At 54.2% G+C, this 17,914-nt stretch carries 19 protein-coding genes and 1 tRNA gene; 13 read left to right on the top strand and 7 right to left on the bottom strand.

The genetic code is table 11. The features are described from left to right. Nucleotides 1-37: 37 nt before the first annotated feature. The 5 genes from AC0TOY_RS23560 (at nucleotide 38) to AC0TOY_RS23540 (ending at nucleotide 5,079) form a co-directional block, all read left to right on the top strand. Nucleotides 38-1,174: a D-alanyl-lipoteichoic acid biosynthesis protein DltD gene (locus tag AC0TOY_RS23560; protein WP_061715613.1), complete on the top strand. Its 1,137-nt coding sequence runs from the start codon at nucleotides 38-40 to the stop codon at nucleotides 1,172-1,174. 128 nt (nucleotides 1,175-1,302) lie between these two features. After that, on the top strand, nucleotides 1,303-2,421 hold the full coding sequence (locus tag AC0TOY_RS23555; RefSeq protein ID WP_208763905.1) for an MBOAT family O-acyltransferase: 1,119 nt from the start codon (nucleotides 1,303-1,305) through the stop codon (nucleotides 2,419-2,421). Then, nucleotides 2,418-3,851, top strand: a complete 1,434-nt coding sequence (locus AC0TOY_RS23550; RefSeq protein WP_473722660.1) for an AMP-binding protein — start codon at nucleotides 2,418-2,420, stop codon at nucleotides 3,849-3,851. The genes AC0TOY_RS23555 and AC0TOY_RS23550 overlap by 4 nt, the downstream gene beginning before the upstream one ends. A 17-nt stretch (nucleotides 3,852-3,868) precedes the next feature. Beyond that, entirely contained in the window at nucleotides 3,869-4,087 is a 219-nt protein-coding gene (locus tag AC0TOY_RS23545) for an acyl carrier protein (protein WP_008499867.1), read from the top strand. A 155-nt stretch (nucleotides 4,088-4,242) separates the two neighbouring features. Beyond that, nucleotides 4,243-5,079, top strand: coding sequence for an alpha/beta fold hydrolase (locus AC0TOY_RS23540; RefSeq protein WP_024907746.1), 837 nt, complete (start codon nucleotides 4,243-4,245; stop codon nucleotides 5,077-5,079). A 106-nt stretch (nucleotides 5,080-5,185) separates the two neighbouring features. Here the strand turns inward: AC0TOY_RS23540 and AC0TOY_RS23535 are convergent, their stop codons facing one another. Then, nucleotides 5,186-5,443, bottom strand: a complete 258-nt coding sequence (locus AC0TOY_RS23535) for a YjhX family toxin (protein ID WP_021240841.1) — start codon at nucleotides 5,441-5,443, stop codon at nucleotides 5,186-5,188. Between the two features lie 314 nt (nucleotides 5,444-5,757). Here AC0TOY_RS23535 and AC0TOY_RS23530 point away from each other — a divergent pair, with 314 nt between their 5' ends. Further along, a complete protein-coding gene (locus AC0TOY_RS23530; protein WP_473722659.1) occupies nucleotides 5,758-6,162 on the top strand; it encodes a GNAT family N-acetyltransferase in 405 nt (134 codons plus the stop codon). A gap of 65 nt (nucleotides 6,163-6,227) precedes the next feature. On the opposite strand, the gene AC0TOY_RS23525 is transcribed toward AC0TOY_RS23530, so the two are convergent. Next, a tRNA-Ser gene (locus AC0TOY_RS23525) sits at nucleotides 6,228-6,315 on the bottom strand. Nucleotides 6,316-6,445: 130 nt separating this feature from the next. Further along, nucleotides 6,446-8,074, bottom strand: coding sequence for an ABC transporter substrate-binding protein (locus AC0TOY_RS23520; protein ID WP_473722658.1), 1,629 nt, complete (start codon nucleotides 8,072-8,074; stop codon nucleotides 6,446-6,448). Between the two features lie 270 nt (nucleotides 8,075-8,344). Here AC0TOY_RS23520 and yccA point away from each other — a divergent pair, with 270 nt between their 5' ends. Then, a complete protein-coding gene (gene yccA, locus AC0TOY_RS23515; RefSeq protein WP_023335168.1) occupies nucleotides 8,345-9,004 on the top strand; it encodes an FtsH protease modulator YccA in 660 nt (219 codons plus the stop codon). Nucleotides 9,005-9,057: 53 nt separating this feature from the next. Here the strand turns inward: yccA and AC0TOY_RS23510 are convergent, their stop codons facing one another. Beyond that, nucleotides 9,058-9,534 carry a hypothetical protein gene (locus AC0TOY_RS23510; RefSeq protein ID WP_048991046.1) on the bottom strand — a complete coding sequence of 159 codons (477 nt, stop codon included), beginning with the start codon at nucleotides 9,532-9,534 and terminating at the stop codon, nucleotides 9,058-9,060. After that, nucleotides 9,531-10,286, bottom strand: a complete 756-nt coding sequence (locus tag AC0TOY_RS23505; RefSeq protein WP_090417486.1) for a winged helix-turn-helix domain-containing protein — start codon at nucleotides 10,284-10,286, stop codon at nucleotides 9,531-9,533. Before AC0TOY_RS23505 ends, AC0TOY_RS23510 begins: the two co-directional genes overlap by 4 nt. Before the next feature lie 309 nt (nucleotides 10,287-10,595). Between AC0TOY_RS23505 and AC0TOY_RS23500 the strand changes: the two genes are divergently transcribed. The 6 genes from AC0TOY_RS23500 (at nucleotide 10,596) to tusE (ending at nucleotide 16,829) form a co-directional block, all read left to right on the top strand. Next, the gene (locus tag AC0TOY_RS23500; RefSeq protein WP_048991051.1) at nucleotides 10,596-11,339 is read left to right on the top strand and encodes a fimbrial protein; all 744 of its coding nucleotides are present in this window, start codon (nucleotides 10,596-10,598) and stop codon (nucleotides 11,337-11,339) included. A gap of 74 nt (nucleotides 11,340-11,413) precedes the next feature. Beyond that, the gene (locus tag AC0TOY_RS23495; RefSeq protein ID WP_061715619.1) at nucleotides 11,414-11,920 is read left to right on the top strand and encodes a CS1 type fimbrial major subunit; all 507 of its coding nucleotides are present in this window, start codon (nucleotides 11,414-11,416) and stop codon (nucleotides 11,918-11,920) included. 72 nt (nucleotides 11,921-11,992) lie between these two features. Next, complete coding sequence (locus tag AC0TOY_RS23490) at nucleotides 11,993-14,710, top strand: TcfC E-set like domain-containing protein (protein WP_473722657.1); 2,718 nt, start codon at nucleotides 11,993-11,995, stop codon at nucleotides 14,708-14,710. 1 nt (nucleotide 14,711) lies between these two features. Then, entirely contained in the window at nucleotides 14,712-15,869 is a 1,158-nt protein-coding gene (locus AC0TOY_RS23485) for a CfaE/CblD family pilus tip adhesin (RefSeq protein ID WP_420278008.1), read from the top strand. A 10-nt stretch (nucleotides 15,870-15,879) separates the two neighbouring features. Further along, nucleotides 15,880-16,431 (top strand): LuxR C-terminal-related transcriptional regulator, encoded by a 552-nt coding sequence (locus tag AC0TOY_RS23480; protein WP_473722656.1) that lies wholly within the window; start codon nucleotides 15,880-15,882, stop codon nucleotides 16,429-16,431. Nucleotides 16,432-16,499: 68 nt separating this feature from the next. Next, on the top strand, nucleotides 16,500-16,829 hold the full coding sequence (gene tusE, locus AC0TOY_RS23475) for a sulfurtransferase TusE (protein ID WP_008499913.1): 330 nt from the start codon (nucleotides 16,500-16,502) through the stop codon (nucleotides 16,827-16,829). Here tusE and yccX read toward each other — a convergent pair. Then, complete coding sequence (gene yccX / locus AC0TOY_RS23470) at nucleotides 16,826-17,107, bottom strand: acylphosphatase (RefSeq protein ID WP_024907755.1); 282 nt, start codon at nucleotides 17,105-17,107, stop codon at nucleotides 16,826-16,828. The genes tusE and yccX overlap by 4 nt on opposite strands. An 11-nt stretch (nucleotides 17,108-17,118) precedes the next feature. Then, a complete protein-coding gene (locus tag AC0TOY_RS23465; protein WP_473722655.1) occupies nucleotides 17,119-17,907 on the bottom strand; it encodes a helix-turn-helix domain-containing protein in 789 nt (262 codons plus the stop codon). Nucleotides 17,908-17,914: the final 7 nt, after the last annotated feature.

The raw sequence follows: 17,914 nt of genomic DNA, 5'->3' as shown, positions 1-17,914 counted from the left end.
TTTAGAAATTACTGCCATGCAGTGTTACTGGTTGATGATGAAAATCAAAAATACGCTTTGCTTACATATCCTGATGGCGACCCTGGCCATTTTGTTCCTGTGTGTTCACCCGCTGGTGACGAGCTTCGATCCGCCCCTCACCTTCCAGCCGCTGATTAAATCAATGGAGGGCACGCCGAAAGAACAAGCGGAAAAAATTGCGACTATTTCCCATGCCTTACAAGGTAATGCGATTTTCTTCATTGGCGCGTCTGAGGTTGCCACCTCAGAAGATGAACATTACGCTGTATATAATTACTTTAATAAGCAATTGCACACACCCGTTGTGGCGTATGGCGATGCGTTTGTCGATGACGAAACGCAGTTTTTACTGTTCTCGCGTTTTAAAAATAGCCTTAACGCAAACAGTAAAGTTGTTTTACTTCTGGCACCTGACAGCTTTTACTCAAAAGGGCTGCCACCGGCTATCTATGCCGATAATTTCCCCGGTTCTATTTTTAATCCGCTGATGAAGGACCCGCAGGCGCGCCCGCTGCTGGTTAATTATTTAAAGCATATTAATAGTAAAGAGATAAGCCATTTAACCTTTGGCCAAATGCGCGTCTTTGGCTGGCACCCCGATCTGATGTGGGACGAGCTGAGCTTCCAGTTTGCGAACGTCTGCACAATGATAAAAAACGACTGGCTGGCGCTGCTCAACGTCACGCCCCAGACGGTACAACCGTGGCCGCAGCAGCCCACCGCCCACATTACCCCTGACTGGGATAAAGAGCTGGCGAACGCGCGCGAGTTAAATAAAAAACGCCAGCAGAGCGCGGCCACGCTGTGGATGGACAAAACGATTTACGAAGAGGACGGTAAGCCGCAACAGTGGGATGACACGCCGGTCGTGCCTGCGCAAATCGCCGCGTTCAGTAAAACCGTCCAGCTGCTGAAGGAACGTCACGTGCAGGTAATTGCTATCGTCGACCCGGTTAACCCCTGGGCGCTTTACAATACCGATACCTTCCGCCCGGTTGATAAGCAAATTAAAACCATTCTGGAAAAGAACCAGATCCCTTATTTAGATATGTACGCCATGCCTTATCAGAATGGCTGGAACTGGGATCGTTTGCACCCTTCCGAACTGGCCTGGGTTCCTATGATTCGCTTTATTGCACAGAGCTTTAAATAATGAAAATCGCGATCCGTCTTTTTTTCCTTTATCTCCTGCTGGCGATCACTATCGTCGCGTGGACCTCTGTCGATGACAGCATGAGTATGCAGCTGCATTTTGAATATCAAAAGTTCTGAGGCCGAATGATGTATAGCTCAGGAATGTTTTTTGTCTATTTGTTTTCATCCGCTCTGGTGTTTGCGCTGGTCAATCGCGTATTACGTCATCGCCTGACTTATTTATCGGCCTTATCTGTCCTGGCTGCATTAGGCTGGGGCTATATTTTTCAGGGTGATTACCGTGTTCCCGCGGTCGTTTTTATCAGTTTTTACCTTGTCGCCGCGTTAAAAGAAAAAGGATGGTTAAAAACCTGGCAAGCTATTGTATTAACGCTGCTTCCTTTATTTTTAGTGAAATTACACGTTAATCATCATCTCGGCATGATCGGCCTCTCTTTTATGACGTTCCGCGCAGTGGACGTGCTGCTCTATCGCAGTAAAAAAGAAGGCCAGAATTTCCTGCACTATTTCTGCTATCTGTTTATGCCCTTTATCATCCTGGCAGGCCCCATGTACCGCTGGCGGACATGGATGAGTGACGTCAGCAAGCCCGTGTTTGCCCTTAACCGTGAACAGTTTTTGGTCGCGTTAGAGCAAATCGTTACCGGCATTATCCAGAAGTTCCTGTTTGCCATGCTGGTTGATTCACTTGTCGTGCAGCCCTGGAGCCATAAGCCGTTTACGCTGACCGTGGGCGTGGTGATGTCTATTGCCTATAGCGCCTACCTCTACTTTGATTTTGCGGGCTACAGCAATATGGCCATCGGTGCGGGCCGCCTGTTTGGGTTGAACATTCCGGCAAACTTCAATATGCCCCTTCTGGCAAAGAACCCGCAGGACTTCTGGCGCCGCTTCCACATCAGTTTGTCTGAATGGCTGCGCGATGTGGTCTTTATGCCCGTCTATATGAACCTGATGAAGTTCAACTTTTTCCGTCAGAACAAAACGCTGGCGCAAAATATCGGTATTTTTTGCACCCTGTTCTGCATGGGGGCATGGAATGGCCTGGAACGCCATTACGTCATCAGCGGCGCGCTGTTTGGCGCGATTTCCGTTACTCATAACATGCTGCTGTGGTCAGCCAAGCGCAGCCCGGCATTGCACCGCGGTTTGCAGTATCCGGCCGTTGCGTTTTTAGGGAGAATTCTGACGCTGGGAAGCGCCGCGGGATCCCTTTACATCTTTAGTGGAATGTCACCTCTATGAAAAATCACTCCGATCTTCAGGAACTGCAGGATTTCTTACGTGCGGCATTATGCGATCCCGCCTCCCCGCAGCAACTGGCCATCAGCGGCAGCGACGAAGCCTTAAGCTGGCTACAGCTTTCTGCTGCCGTGACGGACTGGGCACAGCGCTATCAGCGTTGCCAGCCTGTTGCCGGTACGCCGGTCGTCTTGTACGGACACCAGCAGGCCGAGTTCGCCGTGGCGATTTATAGCTGTCTGCTGCACAACATTCCGTACATCCCGGTGGACTGCATCTACCCACAGGAGCGCCTGCGGGAGATCTGCCATCTGGCCAATGCCCCTTACTATTACGACGTCGCGACCCGGCAGTTCATCGCCACGGGTGAACCGGGCAAGGTGCTGGAGGAGAAGGATCTGGCCTATATCATGTTTACCTCAGGCAGCACCGGCAAGCCTAAAGGGGTGCAGATTGGGCGTGAAAGCGTATGGCACTTCATGAAATGGGTCAGCCAGGACTTTTCGCTGCCGGAAAAACCGGTGCTGATGAACCACGCGGTGTTCAGTTTTGACCTCTCCCTGATCCCTTTGCTGGCGAATCTGGCGATGGGCGGACACATTGTGCTGAACGCCAAAGACGATATTCAGAAAGAGAACTGGCTGGAGCGACTGAAAAGTAATGCGGTCTCCGCCTGGGTTTCCACCCCCTCTTTTGCATACCAGCAGCTGCTTTCCCCGCAGTTCAACAGCGAGTATTTGCCTGCGCTCAACGTCTTTATCTTCATTGGTGAAGTGTTAAATAAGGCGCTGGTTAAACAGCTCCGCCGCCGTTTCCCGCAGGCCAAAATCATCAACTCCTATGGCCCAACGGAAGCGACCATCGCGACGACCGTGGTTGAAATCACGGATGAGATCCTGAACAGCGACAGCGCCGTGCTGCCGGTGGGGGTCATGATGCCTGAGAGCAGAATGGAAATTTCCGCTGAGGGCGAGCTGATTATCTGGGGTAAAAACGTCATGCGCGGCTACCTCGGCCTGCCGCAGGAGAACGCAGAAAAATTACTCCGTCGGGAAAATGAAGCATTTCGCGGCTACCGGACCGGCGATCTGGGCTATGAAGCGGGGCTTATCTATTGCCAGGGCCGCAACGATAGCCAGGTCAAACTGAATGGCTACCGTATTGAAATCAATGAGATTGAAAACCGCCTTCTGGCCATGTCCGGCATCAATGAAGCGGTGGTTCTGCCGCTGATGAAATCCTGCGGCAGCGTGCTGCGCATTGCCGCGTTCTGCGTGACGGATATGGCGCCGGATACCATCAAAACGTCGCTGTCGAAGGTGGTTCCGCACTATATGGTGCCTTCACAAATTATCGTAAAAGACGCTTTGCCGCTGAATCCTAACGGCAAAATTGACCGCAAGCTGCTGGACGCTTACGCCCGCACAAATTAATGACTCCAGGAAAAATTATGGAACAAGAAATTCTCGCCCTGTTCGAAAAAGTGTTATCCCGTAAGGTGGGCTTTCACGATGAACTGATTGAATCCGACATTCTCGACTCCATCCTGGCAGTCGATATGGTGCTGGAAGTGCAGGACGTTTATGGCTGCATGATCCCGCCAACTGACGTGGCGACGGTGCTGAAAACCCCGGCGGACCTGGCCCGTTATATTGAAGAAAACCGCTAAACGCCCCTGCTGTTAATCCTGTCCTGAAGGCTCTGGCGCATCGCGCCAGAGCCCAGACGCAAAATGAATATCCATCACCGGAATTAAACCAACCGCTTTTGTGATTTCTCCTACACTTTAGGGGTCGTGTTGTTCTTAACAGAGGAGTCTGCGGTATGGCATTCGTAACCACGAAAGACGGCGTCAATATTTACTACAAAGACTGGGGCCCAAAAGAGGCCCAGCCCATTGTCTTCCACCACGGCTGGCCGTTGAGTGCCGATGACTGGGATAACCAGATGCTCTTCTTCCTTGCAGAAGGCTATCGCGTTATCGCTATCGATCGCCGCGGACATGGACGATCGGACCAGGTGAGTGAAGGCCACGATATGGATCATTATGCGGCCGATGCGTCAGCCGTGGTTGAAAGCCTGGATCTGCGTAATGCCGTGCACGTCGGTCACTCCACCGGCGGCGGCCAGGTCGCCCGCTATGTTGCGCGGTATGGCCAACCGCAGGGGCGCGTCGCCAAAGCAGTGCTCGTCAGCGCCGTTCCCCCTCTGATGGTAAAAACCGAAACTAACCCCGGCGGCACGCCCATTGAGGTTTTCGACGGCTTCCGCAAAGCGCTGGCGGCTAACCGCGCCCAGTTTTACCTCGACGTTGCCAGCGGTCCTTTCTACGGCTTTAATCGCGATGGCGCGGACGTTTCACAGGGCACGATCCAGAACTGGTGGCGTCAGGGGATGATCGGAAGCGCCAAGGCCCACTACGAGGGGATTAAGGCGTTTTCAGAGACCGACCAGACGGAAGATTTAAAAACCATCACGGTTCCCGTTCTGGTGTTGCAGGGCGATGACGATCAGGTCGTGCCTTATAAAAATGCTGCCCTGCTGCAGGACAAGCTGCTGGCGAACAGCGTGCTGAAAATTTATCCGGGCTTCCCGCACGGGATGCATACCACTCATGCGGATACCATCAACGCGGACATTCTGGCTTTTATTCGCTCATAACGCCGCGTTTCTTGCCGGGTGGCGCTGCGCTTACCCGGCCTACATTCCGCCACGATATCCCGTTCAATGCATGAACGCCACCCGAGGGTGGCGTTGTTTATTCCGCTTAGCGATTATCCAGCTGGGCGCGAACGTTGTTCAGCCCGGTGGTGTTGATTCGGTAAGGCTGCCCGTTCACGGAACGGATCAGCTTTTTGGTGCGGAGTTTTTTAAAGACGCTGAGCGTACAGTCGCTCAGCACCAGCCCTTCGCGGGTGTAGCACTCAACGGACGTGACGCGGCCAGAACTGTCGCGGACGTGCACAATACGTCCACCTTTGGCGAGAACGTGTAAGGTACGTTGTTCCTGACGGGATAAATTCATACTGGAAAACCTGTGTAATCATCATGCGTAAAAACGAGCCCACACCCGCAGGTGCGTGCGTAAGGTTTAAGCGCAGCGATAACCAGTCCGTCCTGAAAAGGGCGGGAAGCTGATTATCTGATGAAAACATTCTCCAGCATCAAAGCCTCGGTAAGAGATAAAAAGGTATTTACGGGGTGAATGATAACGCCTGTTTTTTACAGGGGAATAGCGGGAAGTTAAAAGTGTGAACGGGATCGGTCCGTAAAATCGTCTTTCGTCAATTTTACTGCCAGACTGAAACCCTTTACTGAACACCGACTGGAGCTCCTCTTATGCCTGATAACTATACCGTGGTTGAAACCGTCCCCACTGCAGAAGCGTTTTGCCGGCTGCGCGAAATCTCGGGTCTTAGCCCTCGCCCGCTGGAAGCGGCACAAAAAGCGCTGCCCGGCAGCTGCTATGGCATGCATATAGTGTTTCAGGGAAAACCGGTCGGTATGGGGCGCATCGTGGGGGATGGTGCGTTGAATTTTGATATTGTCGACGTCGCGGTTGATCCGCTTCATCAGGGGAAAGGGCTGGGCAGAATCATTATGGAAACGCTTGTTGCCTGGCTGGATAACCACGCCTGTAAAGGAGCGTACGTTTGCTTAATGGCCGATGTTCCTGAGCTTTATGCAAAATTTGGTTTTACGCTCGTTCGCCCGGCAAGCGAAGGGATGGCCAGAGACTGGTGAAGGGCAAATCCGCGTTAAGACAAAAAGAAAAACCCCAGGTTAACGAGTAACCTGGGGTTTATATCTGGCGGAAGCGCAGAGATTCGAACTCTGGAACCCTTTCGGGTCGCCGGTTTTCAAGACCGGTGCCTTCAACCGCTCGGCCACACTTCCTAAGTGAGGCGAACTATAAACACCTCACCGCGTGCTGTAAAGAGTGGTGGCACTCGTTCGCTGTAAAAATAGTCAAAACGTGTTTAATCGGTTGAACTGACGACACATCGACGATTTTATCAGCACAGGCTTAGTGTTTTTTGATGTACATGTCTTTCGTGTAATAGTACCCGAGCTTATCCGGCGTAAATCCACCGACCCACGGTTTAACCAGGTGCGTGCGGACATAGTGATAAATCGGAATGGCGGGCACATCGCGCCCCAGCAGATCTTCCGCCTGCTGGTAGTACTTACCCCGCTCTTCCGCTGTTTTGGCTTTTGCGGCATTGAGCAGCGCCTGGTCGTATTCCGGATTGCTGTACTGGCTGGTGTTTTCGCTGTCGCCGGTGCGGAAGGTGTTCAGGAAGGTCGCCGCATCGTCGTAATCGGCAATCCACGCGTAACGCACCGCGTCAAAGTTGTGGGTGTGCATGGTATCCAGCATGGTTTTCCACTCCTGATTTTGCAGCTTCGCCTCCACGCCGAGGTTCTTTTTCCACATGGAACTGGCCGCAATCGCGATGCGCTGGTGCGATTCAGAGGTGTTATAGAGCAGGTTGAAGCTCAGAGGATGGCTGGCATTATATCCGGCCTCGTTCAGCAGCTTTTTCGCCTCCGCGATGCGCTTGTCCAGCGGCCAACTGGCGTAATCCGGGTTCTGGAGCTTAACGCCGCCAATATCCGGCTGGCTGATGAGCCACGCCGGGCGCTGCCCCTGCCCTAATACTTTTCCGGCAATGATGTCTTTATCGAGCGCCATGTTCAGCGCCTTGCGCACGCGCGCGTCGTTGAACGGCGGACGGGTGGTATTGAATTCGTAGTAATAGGTCGCAAGCTGAGGTGAAACGTCCAGCTGGCTGCCCAGGGTTTTCTTGAGCTGGGCAAACTGGTTAATCGGCACCGTGTAGACAATGTCAATTTCGCCCGCTTTATAGCGGTTCACATCTGCGGCCTCGGAGGTGATAGGCAGATACGTCACCTTGTTAATCACGGTATGGTCATTATCCCAGTAGCGCGGGTTGCGCTCCGCCACAATGCGTTCGTTGACCACCCACTGCGACAGCTTATACGCCCCGCTGGTGACGATATGTTCAGGCTTGGTCCACTTGTCGCCAAAGCGGCCAATCAGCACTTTATCCACTGGCACCAGCGACGGGTGCGCCAGCATCGCGAGGAACGCCGCGTTAGGCTGCGTCAATGTCACTTCCAGGGTGGTGTCGTTAATGGCTTTCACGCCCAGCGTATCGGGGGCTTTTTTCCCCTGCGCGATGTCCGCACCATTTACGATGTGCATGTTGCCTGGATAGCTGGCATACGGTGAAGCGGTTTTAGGATCAACCAGACGCTGCCAGCTCCAGACCACATCTTCCGCGGTAATGGCAGTGCCGTCGCTCCAGGTGATGCCCGGACGCAAATGGAACGTCCAGACGGTGTTGTCCTTGTTCTCCCATTTTTCCGCCAGCCGTGGCTGAATGTCCCCCGACGGGGAAACGCTGACCAGTCCGTCGAATAAATCACTGATAATATTGAATTCGACGTCGCTTTCGACTTTATGCGGGTCGAGCGAAGCGGGCTCATTACCGTTGTTCCTGACCAGTTCCTGCTTATCGGCCAGCTGCGTTCCTGCCGGCACGTTAGCCGCCCAGGCTGTCGTGCTGGCGCACAGGATCCCGGCGGTTAACAAAGAGAGCGTAAAGCGCGTGCGTGTTTGTGGTTTCATTTCCTTCGCCTTATTGTCTGTTTTTGTGACGATCCGGAAATAACTCTTAGCGGCCTTATGGTAATAACGCAATAATTTTCAGTAACCTATAAGAGGTTGATCTGATTAATCGCGTCAAACCGCTGTTCATACTGGTGAAACGTATTTATGCAGAAGAAACAACCAGCTCCCGCGCTAACCTGCTGAGTAAAGATGGGTAAAACCACTTTGAGAGTGACGCGCCGTTTCCTATTCTTTCCGTTAATTACATCTGTCATAAGAGAGTGACTCATGGATCGTATAATTACTTCCTCACGCGACCGCACATCGCTACTCAGCACCCACAAGGTGCTGCGCAATACCTATTTCATGCTCAGCCTGACGCTGGCGTTTTCCGCGATCACCGCCACCGCCAGCACCGTGCTGATGCTGCCGTCTCCGGGGCTGATCCTGACCCTGGTGGGTATGTATGGTTTGATGTTCCTGACCTACAAAACCGCTGACAAACCGGTCGGTATTCTGTCCGCGTTTGCCTTCACCGGCTTCCTGGGCTACATCCTGGGGCCGATGCTGAACGCATATCTGTCTGCCGGTATGGGCGATCTTATCGGCATGGCGCTGGGCGGTACTGCACTGGTGTTCTTCTGCTGTTCGGCCTACGTGCTGACCACCCGTAAGGACATGTCCTTCCTCGGCGGCATGCTGATGGCGGGTGTTGTGGTGGTGCTGGTGGGTATGGTGGCCAACATCTTCCTGCAACTGCCTGCCCTGCATCTGGCGATCAGCGCCGTGTTTATTCTGATTTCTTCCGGCGCGATCCTGTTTGAAACCAGCAACATCATTCGCGGCGGTGAGACGAACTATATTCGCGCCACCGTGAGCCTGTATGTGTCGCTGTACAACATCTTCGTCAGCCTGTTGAGCATCCTGGGCTTCGCCAGTCGGGATTAAGCACAACGGATATGAAAAAGGAGAATGCCCCGGCATTCTCCTTTTTTTATGCCCTACTCACCCCGGCAAATATAGGTCGGATAGCGCCGGTCCTGAATCAGCCACACGGAAGGCGAGAGTTCAGAGATCGTGAGGTAGTAGCGTGCAGTCGGACTGGCAAAGCTCCCCCACTGGGCGTCAGGCGTATTGTCGTTGTGTCGACGCCAGGTTTCAGTGTAGCTCAATACAATGACGTTATCATCGTCCCGCTGCTGCCAGGTAAAGTCCACGTCCCTGTCAACGATCAGATTTTGCCCGTCAGCCCTTGCCGCGCCTTTATAGGTGGTCACTCCGGTACCGTCCCGATGAAAATAGAACTGGGCAACGGTATTGACCTTCACTTCGCTGGTTTTTCCCTCATTGCGCGTAAAGTTAAATTCGGTGCTACAGGCCAGCACATCCTTTTTAAACACACAGCCGGAATAGTAAAACAGCGCCAGGGCACTGCCGACCAACACACCACCCAGACCAAAGAGAAGTTTTATTTTCATATTTGGGCCCCGCTTTTATAACGGATGGTTTTGCACAGGCTGGATTTACTGACCGGGCAGGCGCCAATGAACACCTCATCTGCGGCGGCAATAGAAAAACGGGCGCTGAAATAATAAATGTCGTACTCCTCACGTTCGCACGCCACGTTATTGGCCGCCAGCTGCGCCGCTAATTTCGATAACACCAGCGGTCTTCCGTGATCGTTGATAATCCAGAGACGACAACGCGCGATTTTCTCCTTAACCGGCATGAGTTTCGCCGGGACGAATATCCCCTGCTGCCGGCTAAAGTAGAAGCTCGCCCCCAATGCAGCAATAATCAATATGGCCGGAATCCCCCACCTTTTCAGGGAAGCGCGCTGAGGCTTTTCCACTTGCGGTGCAGACGGAGGCTGCGGATCAGCGGGTTGAATACTCTCTCCGGGCTGAAAAATCACATCGGCCTCAAAACGAAACCCATAACGGGGTACGGTTACGATAAATTCGTACCCCTCTCCCAGTGCCTGGAAGCTTTTACGTAATTCGCTCACCGCTTTATTGAGATTATTTCCCGATGGCGTAAAGCCAAACTCCTCCCACACGCGGGTAATCAATTCCTCCCGACTCAGGTCATGCCCTTTGTGTTTAATAAATTCCTGTAAGAGGCGAACGGCGGGTGCCGAAAGCGTTAATACAGATTCCGGTTGTCCAACAAGACTTATTGCATGTGCTTCAGGATCAAATAACAACGAATTATTGCATATAAAAAACATCTTTTATTCTCGGCTGTTACCGCATGCTTTTTAATCCCTGGTACATCGACATGAAAACCCTCTCCTGACTTGCTTATTTTCTCATCAGAAGGAATTTTCTCCCCATCCCTGGTCGCGGTATTTTCGCTTAACTATACAACCTTAAAGCCAGAAAATCAGGATAAAAAACTGTATATAACGAGTTAATTAATACAAATTTTCACAAACCGCTGTTCTGGTTAAAGTTTCCCTGCCCTGAAGCGATACGAAAGCAGACGGTGTCCTGGTGTTAACGCGCCGCCTTTAAACTCAGAGCAGGCAGACTTGATTGTGAAACAGAAAAAAAGAGTGAGCGTCACAACCGCCCTTTATGTCGCCGCGCTGTCACTGCCATTTTTCCCGGAAATGGCACTGGCCAATATGAGCGTGTATCCCATGGAACTTAACGTAGATAAGTCCGGTGCGGCGCAAATTAAGGTGGCGTCAAAAACGGATGATATTCAGTTCATTCGGGTGAGGCAAAAGAAAATTCTTAATCCCGGCACGGCCCTGGAAAAAGAAATTGATGTGGCGTCGTGGAAAGAGGGTGGCGTTGTTGTCACGCCGGAAAAATTCGCCCTTGCGGCAGGCGCAATGCGCGTGGTTCGCCTGGTATCGCTTACGCCCCCGGAAAAAGAGACGACCTGGCGCGTCTATTTTGAAGGGGTCAAGCAGCCTGACAGCATTATTCCGGGCAAGGCAGAAAGCCCTGCTGCGACGGCAAGACTGGGCGTCAATGTGATCTGGGGTGCCCTGATCCATCTCGCACCGAAAAAAAGCGTGGTTGCGCTGTCAATTGACCCTCAGAGGGGAACGTTAAAAAACAGCGGCACGTTGCGCGTGCCGCTCAGAGAGATCGGTATTTGTGATGCGGATTCGTCGTGCAGATGGATTAAAGAAGACGCGACGATTTATCCGGACACCGAACGGAAATTAAAAACGCTCTCGAAGGTACAAGGCCAGAAATATAAATTCCGCTACTTCAACTGGCTGAATAAAACCGCTGAAGAAGCTGATTTACCCGTCGTGCAATAACACGACGTTACCGTAAAGACCCAAAGGGTTTGTTTAAAGAGCCAGGGTGCTCATTTGTAAATATGGAGATATCAATGCGTAAGTATTTTAAACCTCTGATGATTGTTGCCGCGATGACCACGTCCGTTAGCGCGCTGGCGATTCAAAAAGATATTACCGTCAACGCCAGCGTTGATTCACAGCTGGATATGACCCAGGCCGATAACACACCGCTGCCGGCAAGCATCGATATGCAGTACCTGCCTGGCCGTGGCCTGGAAAGCTACCGCCTGAATACCAAGGTGTGGTCTAACTCCGCGACCAGCAACGTAAAAGTCCGTCTGGTTAGCGCCGCGAAGCTGGCGAATGCTGACGGTGCTGAGACCATCCCAATGACGGTGATTCTGGGTGATAAAACCCTCTCTACCGCAGATGTGGAATATACAGGCGCCGAACTGTTCCCGGGGAGCATTGAAAACGGTTCAGCGGTACTGCCGCTGACCATTTCCCAGACCACCAAAGGCATTCTGAAAACCGGTCAGTACAGCGGCGTTGTCAGCCTGATGCTGACGCAGGCGACGACCACGGAAGGCGGTGCGTAACACCACTGCACCTAAGGAATAACGTCAGAGGGTGTTCACCCTCTGACGTCAGGATGATGTCGAGGCTCGTTCATGGCGTTTCACAGAAATACCCTCCTCTTTGTTGCTTTGTTACCCGCTTCCATCCAACTCGCCTGCGCCGGGATGGCCGTCCCGCCAGGTTTTGAAGATCTGGCGAAGACGCAGCGCCTGTGGACAGAGGTGAACCTCTATGGCGAGGCGCTTGGCCTTTTTGAAACGGATATCACGCTTGAAACGGTCAGCTTTGTCGCACCTGAAACCGTGGTAGCGGCCATCAAACGCCGGTTTAATGACGACCCATCGCTTGTTGCCACCGTGTCTGCCGCGCTGGCTGTTCCGCTTGCCCGTAACGGCAACCTGGCCTGTAACAGCAACGGCTCCGCAACGGGCTGTGATTACATCGATACCGACCGCGCGGCCATTATTTATGACGAGAATAACGCCCGCATTAACCTGTTCCTGGACAAGAAATTTCTGCCTAAGCAGACGGCAGAGAATCAATGGTATCAGCCTACTCAGGGCACCGAAAATGCGCTGATCCATCAGCAAAACATTAACTTCGTTGCCGACAGGGATTATCAGTCGGCAACCGTGCAGGGCAACGGCGCGCTGGCGCTCACGCAGGACGGCTATGCGAATCTCGACTGGACCTGGCTGGGGCAGCGTTCACGGCAGAAGCAGCTGCAGGAGGTCACCGTCAACAACGCCTGGTTTCGCCAGGATATCCTGCGTCAGTACTATGTTCAGCTGGGCGAGATGGATACCCGCGATCTGTTCAGCAACGCCGGTGGGAATATCAACCTCAGCCAGCTGCCGCTGGGCAAAATTCGCGGCCTGCGCACGGGTTCAACAAGGGCATGGATGAACCCGGTTCAGCAGTCGAAGGGAACCCCAGTGACCGTGCTGCTTTCCCATGACGCGCGTATCGACGCCCGCCGGGGCAATCAGCTGCTGGCGAGCTTTTATCTGAATGCCGGGGCGCAAACCCTGGACACGCGTTCGTTCCCGGACGGGAGCTACACCGTGACGCTCTCCATCTATGAAAATAACCGGCTGACGCGCACCGAGCAGGTGCCGTTTACCCGAACCGGCATTACGCCATTCGACCGCGTCGAGTGGTTCCTGCAGGCGGGCGAAACCGATAATAGCGATCAAAACGAAGAACGTAGCGCGGTTGCGCAGGCGGGCGTTCGTCTGCCCGTGACCCCGACGCTGGCGCTGACCAGCGGCGCAACGTTCAAGAAAAACCAGCGTTTCCTGGAAAATGCGATCGACTGGAGCCGGGGCTTCAACGCGGGCCCGATCGATGGCGTGCTGAGTACCCGGTTTAGCTACCTCTACGGCAGCGAAGGTCAGCGCGGCAATATTCAGCAAATCAGCTACAACGACGGTTTTTCTTTGAGCATCTATCGCAACGCGTTGTCCGCTGAAAACTGCACCACCCAAAGCGCGGGATTTGACGCCGTGAACGGCTGTTATCGCACCCTCTCGGTGATGTTCTCCGTCCCGGTCGGCGCCTGGTATGCGAGCCTGGGATATTCGGATAACCGCAACGAAGGCCGGTACGTTTCACGCCGTGAGCTCCCGGACAGCGACGATCGCCACGATGCGGGTCTGCCGTGGGAATCGGTCTATATGACCCGCACGCGCACGCGGGCCTGGCAGGGAGGCCTGAGCAACGCCTTCAGTACCCATGGGCTGAACATTAACAGCAGCATTAACCTGTTTATGCGTAACGATGACGCCCGCGACGGCAGGGATAAAGGCGGCTACCTGAGCGTGAGCCTGTCCATGGCGCATAACCGTCAGGGTGATGCGTCAAGCTACACCTCTCTGGGCGCAACGTGGCAGCACCAGCAGCGTGAAAAAAACCAGCTGAGCTACAGCGTGGCGCATAACTGGTATGCCGATGCCCGCGGTGAAAATGAGTATGGCCTCAGCGCGTCGGGCATTAACAGCGACTCGCTGAATACCTCAGCCTATACGCGCCAGGGCGGACGATATGGCAACGGAAGCCTGACGGTCAGCGACGCCTGGGATCGTCAGGACCGCCGCCATACGCTGAGCAGCAGCGGTAACTACAGCTCAACGCTCGCGCTGTCCCGTTCTGGCCTGTGGCTGGGCCGCTGGAGCGACGGTCGCCCTGCTTCCGCCGTCGCGGTGAACGTGGCCACGCCGGAAGATGCTCAGGATCCGCGCGTCGCCGTGTCGCTGGATAATAGCGGTAGCGCAGACATTCCGGGCAATAGCCGCGCCCTCTTCGCGGTACCGGGCTATCAGCAGACGACGTTGACGATTAACGAATCGCTGGACGTCTCCCGGGGAGCCAGCAGTGAAATCACGCAAGGGTCAGGCAGCAGAACGCTGTTTATGGTGCCAGGCAAACTGCTGCGCCGGGACGTGCAAACTACCGCAAGCTACACCTGGCTTGGCCAGTTAACCGACGAGCGCCATTCGCCGTTTATCGGCGGCGTGCCGCTGAACGTGAACGGCTGGAGCGACCTTGGCAATGGCGGGTTTAGCGCGCAAAGCGACGCCCTGCTGCATAACCTCTACCTGGTGCGTCAGCAGCAATTTTATCAGTGCGCGCTGAACGTGAAGAGCATGCGCGACGTTGTGCGTTACGTCGGTTCGATTCCCTGTAAGGAATTAACCTTCTCCGCCCTGCCGGATGCAGTCCAGCAGCAGGCGCAGCTGATGCTGGCCGGACGGTCGGTCCCTGCTGGCCCGACTGCCATGAATACCGATAGCCTCACTAAAGGGAAATGATGTGATTAAACGCCTCTTTATTTTACTGCTGTTAAGCCTGTGGGCCGGCCAGACGCTGGCGGGCGCCCCCGCGGGACGTAACTCCAGCGTTGGGATCAGCTTCGATCGTATGGCACCGCCTGCGCGCTTTGACATCTGGTTTCATGAATCGGGCGGTTATGACCCCGCCGATCCGCAAAAGTGGGGGCGTAATACCCTGACCTGTGAGTCCCGGACTGACACCACGAACGGCGCCTGCATGAACGCCCCGGTCTGGTTCTCGGCGAACCCGGCCGCGCCTTATGCCATCAACTTGCGTTTTACGCATGCCCTCACCAGCAAGACGGTGGATATCAAGGTGTATGGCGATCATTACATGTTTATCAATAACAGAGTGTTTACTTTCGCCAGCTTCGTGACTGGAGGAACTGTCGACCTCCCAGCGTGGAACAGAGAGCCTTACTTCGATTTCTACATCGTAAAAAGCGAACTGGATAAGCTCGCCCTGCCGGGGATCTGGACCGCCACGCTGAAGCAGAACCTGCGCCAGTGGGGAAGCGCCGACTGCGGCGGGAACTTCAATGACGTGAATGTCGGCTGTCCGGGCTATCTCACCCTCGCCAAATGGCAGGCCAATATTCGCATTGAGGTGGTCGACCCGGGAAACCAGCAGATTTATCTGCCGGCCTTTCCGCACTCCACGCCCATCGTTAACCTCAACCTGACCAACTTCCCGGGGCGCCCCGGGGGCAGCGAGATCCAGGGGGAAAACACGCTGGATATGTGCCTGTACGACGGCAAAAACAGTACCAGCACCCGCGCCTATCTTCGCTTTGAGGACGACGGGCTTCCCTCAGATGGGCGTGCCGAAGGGGCGTTTTCTATCCGGCGGCGCGGCGGTAGCCAGACCGATGCGCGGGACCGTCTCGATTATCGGGTCTCCGTCACCAATCCAATCACAGGCGCAACCGAAACGGTCGCGAACGGTAAAACCCTGGTCTGGCAAGGCACAAACGATCCGCAGCATCTGCGTCAGGTCGTGCTGCCGGGCGGACGCGAGAGCGTACTGTGCATTCCTGCGCCGATTATCCTGAAAACGCCTGCGTTTGCTGCCAGCAGCAAAAACGCAGGCGACTATACCGGCACGCTGCGCGTTATCTATACGCCCAGCACGTTATAACGAGGTCACCGTGAGTTACGCCATTCTCGACAATAATCGATTTTACGCCGAAGGGTTGCGCTATGCGCTGCTGCGTCGGGGCGTCCAGCCAGAGGTCATAAGCGATACCGTACAATGGCAGCCAACGCTGCTTACCCGCCGCGTTGTGGTCGTCCGCTGCCGTTTTTCCGTGGCGGCGACGCATCAGGCGCTGATCAACATTTTGCTCAGGCTTGAAGCCGCCCGCTGGAAAGGCAGTCTTTATCTGGTCTGCAACGAAAAGGGATGGGCGCTGGCGACGCATTTACGCAAGCGTTTCGGTACGCTAACGCTTTATATCATCGACGACAGGATCGCCGTTGCCGATGCGGCATATTTGCTGGCAAAAGAGCCGCGTCGCGTTCGAAGCCTTGACTGTTGCCTGACCGTTCCTGAATTCAACGTGCTCGATCTGATGCTGGCCGGGTTGCCGGTCCGCCACATTGCCATCGTGACGCACATGTCGGAGAAACAGGTTTCAAGCCATAAATGCAACGCGCTGAAGAAGCTCAATGCCAACAACCTGCTTCAGCTGCTCCTGTAGGTCACGGTTTATCCTGAGCCCGCTTTTTTGCTACACTGTCGCTGATTTTTTACCTACGACAGAAGATTATGTTCATTTTTGCAGGCCAGGAAATTGAGACCGATAGCGAAGGCTATCTGAAAGATACGACGCTCTGGAGCGAACCGCTGGCGGAGAAAATTGCGGAAAACGAAGGGATTACCCTCTCCCCCGAACACTGGGAGGTGGTGCGTTTTGTCCGCGAGTTTTACCTTGAATTCAACACCTCTCCGGCCATCCGCATGCTGGTCAAGGCGATGGCCAATAAGTTCGGTGAAGAGAAAGGCAACAGCCGCTATCTGTATCGTCTGTTCCCGAAAGGCCCGGCAAAACAGGCCACCAAAATTGCCGGCCTGCCAAAACCGGTGAAGTGCATTTAGTAGCGAATACCGAAGTTCATATATTCCCGCCCGGGCTGATGCGGTTCTGTTAAGACCTTATCAACCCGTGCGCTACGCGGCCCACCCGCTTTCAGCCACGCCACCAGCTTGTCGACCTGCTCCGCTTCGCCGCAGGCGACCACCTCAACGCTGCCGTCGTCCATGTTTCGCGCGTATCCCGTTAGCCCAAGCTGAACGGCCTCGCGCTGGGTGCTGTAGCGGAACCCCACGCCCTGAACAACGCCGTGAACCCAGGCAATGGTGCAGACTTTAGACATTCTTTTTCTCCTTAACGTAGCGTTTTCGGCAAACAGCCGTAGTGCTGCCGGAAACGGGCGGTGAAACGAGAGCTGGAAAGATACCCACATTGTAATGCGATTTCGCCGATCGGTAATCGGGTTGACTGTAGCTGTGATAAAGCAACGGCCATCCTCACCTCCTCCACAATCTGGCGAAAACTCTGTGACTCCTCGCGTAACCGCCTGCGCAGCGTCGGTACGCTTAAGGCCAGACGGCTGGCGACGTCCTGCGCGCTCCAGGCTCTGGCGGGCGACAGCATAATGAACTGCCGCACCTGCTCGGTCAGGTTACTGTGTCGCTCAATAAGCAGCGGACCTGCCACACCGTCATGCAGCAAGGCCAGCAACAGACCGAAAGCCTGATGCTTTTGTAGCGCCTCCGGTAAATCCTGACGCACGGCGTGCAGCAGATTATCCCACATAAACGCCAGCCCCTCGCTCAGCGGCGCGCAGAGCGAATGCAACGTCGTGCGCGGCCAGGATTTCAGGTAATGCGCTTTAAACTCGGCAACGATCTCCGGAGATAACATGAGCAAGTCCGATCGAAACATGCCGTTCGCGGGCTGATTGATAATCTCCATCACCGTATTGGCAGGGATAATGATGAGTTGATCCCGTGTCGCCTCCAGGCGGTTATCGTCCTGAACAATCACCTTACTGCCGTGAGTGATGTGACAAATAGCCGGAAAGAAGAGTTTAACCTGGTGCAGGCGATGCATTTTGCTGGCAGTCACTTCATCCGCAGTAAGATGTTTATGTCGAAAATGGAACTCCTGCACCCTGTCA

Source organism: Enterobacter sp. PL_is379 (assembly GCF_055817355.1).
The sequence above is the reverse complement of the archived record's forward strand: the minus strand, read 5'-3'. Positions and strand labels throughout refer to the sequence as shown.

Bases quoted from the DNA above. Each gene is read 5' to 3' on its own strand.
- AC0TOY_RS23540 (WP_024907746.1), top strand. From the start codon at position 4,243: ATGGCATTCGTAACCACGAAAGACGGCGTCAATATTTACTACAAAGAC.
- AC0TOY_RS23555 (WP_208763905.1), top strand. From the start codon at position 1,303: ATGTATAGCTCAGGAATGTTTTTTGTCTATTTGTTTTCATCCGCTCTG.
- AC0TOY_RS23495 (WP_061715619.1), top strand. From the start codon at position 11,414: ATGCGTAAGTATTTTAAACCTCTGATGATTGTTGCCGCGATGACCACG.
- AC0TOY_RS23510 (WP_048991046.1), bottom strand. From the start codon at position 9,534: ATGAAAATAAAACTTCTCTTTGGTCTGGGTGGTGTGTTGGTCGGCAGT.
- AC0TOY_RS23530 (WP_473722659.1), top strand. From the start codon at position 5,758: ATGCCTGATAACTATACCGTGGTTGAAACCGTCCCCACTGCAGAAGCG.
- AC0TOY_RS23535 (WP_021240841.1), bottom strand. From the start codon at position 5,443: ATGAATTTATCCCGTCAGGAACAACGTACCTTACACGTTCTCGCCAAA.
- AC0TOY_RS23545 (WP_008499867.1), top strand. From the start codon at position 3,869: ATGGAACAAGAAATTCTCGCCCTGTTCGAAAAAGTGTTATCCCGTAAG.
- AC0TOY_RS23490 (WP_473722657.1), top strand. From the start codon at position 11,993: ATGGCGTTTCACAGAAATACCCTCCTCTTTGTTGCTTTGTTACCCGCT.
- yccA (WP_023335168.1), top strand. From the start codon at position 8,345: ATGGATCGTATAATTACTTCCTCACGCGACCGCACATCGCTACTCAGC.
- AC0TOY_RS23520 (WP_473722658.1), bottom strand. From the start codon at position 8,074: ATGAAACCACAAACACGCACGCGCTTTACGCTCTCTTTGTTAACCGCC.
- AC0TOY_RS23550 (WP_473722660.1), top strand. From the start codon at position 2,418: ATGAAAAATCACTCCGATCTTCAGGAACTGCAGGATTTCTTACGTGCG.
- AC0TOY_RS23560 (WP_061715613.1), top strand. From the start codon at position 38: ATGAAAATCAAAAATACGCTTTGCTTACATATCCTGATGGCGACCCTG.
- tusE (WP_008499913.1), top strand. From the start codon at position 16,500: ATGTTCATTTTTGCAGGCCAGGAAATTGAGACCGATAGCGAAGGCTAT.
- AC0TOY_RS23505 (WP_090417486.1), bottom strand. From the start codon at position 10,286: ATGTTTTTTATATGCAATAATTCGTTGTTATTTGATCCTGAAGCACAT.
- yccX (WP_024907755.1), bottom strand. From the start codon at position 17,107: ATGTCTAAAGTCTGCACCATTGCCTGGGTTCACGGCGTTGTTCAGGGC.